This is a genomic window from Microvirga sp. P4_G7, assembly GCF_056401005.1.
In genome coordinates this window covers 1-649 of sequence record NZ_JBFUKD010001123.1, presented here as the reverse complement: position 1 = coordinate 649, position 649 = coordinate 1, and the positions used below count along the sequence as shown (strand labels likewise).

1 protein-coding gene and 1 pseudogene are annotated in these 649 nt (G+C 61.3%); one reads left to right on the top strand and one right to left on the bottom strand.

Annotated features, from left to right (window positions below; translation table 11 throughout):
- The coding region (locus AC1DT3_RS23415) for a tRNA (cytidine(34)-2'-O)-methyltransferase (protein ID WP_477467543.1) at positions 1-301 on the bottom strand (301 nt) is incomplete at its 3' end.
- Between the two features lie 94 nt (positions 302-395).
- Here AC1DT3_RS23415 and AC1DT3_RS23410 point away from each other — a divergent pair.
- Positions 396-649, top strand: a pseudogene (locus tag AC1DT3_RS23410) (multidrug ABC transporter ATP-binding protein); the annotation flags it as partial.

Here is a 649-nt window from a genome sequence, read left to right as displayed (position 1 = left end):
GCATGATGATGTCCGTCGGTTCGAAGGCGAAATCCGTGTCAGGGATCGCCGCCTTGGTGGTAGCAAGCACCAGGCGTCCGTTGCCGACGCGCCRCCAGGTCTCGAATGCCGTCCAGGACACGTGCCGGGTGATCGCGGCCTTATCGAGGTAGTCGAGCCCGGAGCGTCTCAAGTGGCGGTCGGACACGTCGAACCCGGCCGGTTCGATGATCTCGACGGGAACGCCGAGGCACGCGGCGAGGCGCAGCATGGTTCCCGTATTCTGTGGAATATCGGGCTGGTAGAGAGCAAGGCGTGGCATCCGAGCGTCTTCCTCGGATGATGAGGCTGCGTCAAGGGCATGGTATCAGGATTTGCAAAACGACGCGGCAGGCGAAAAGAGATTCGGACCGAGAATGTTTCACTGGCTTGAAAAGAAGATCGATCCCTTCACCCCGTTCGAAGAGACGCGGACGCCTCCCGCAAGCGTCAGTGGTTTCGCTTGGCATTATCTCAAGCCGATCCGGTCCTGGTTGATCATCCTCTTTGTGGCCTCGGTGGTCGTCGGCCTCTTCGAGGCTTCGCTCTATATTGTCCTCGGCTGGGTTGTCGACCTGCTGGCCCGGTCGACTCCCGACCGGCTCTGGGCGGAGGAGGGGACCAAGCTCCT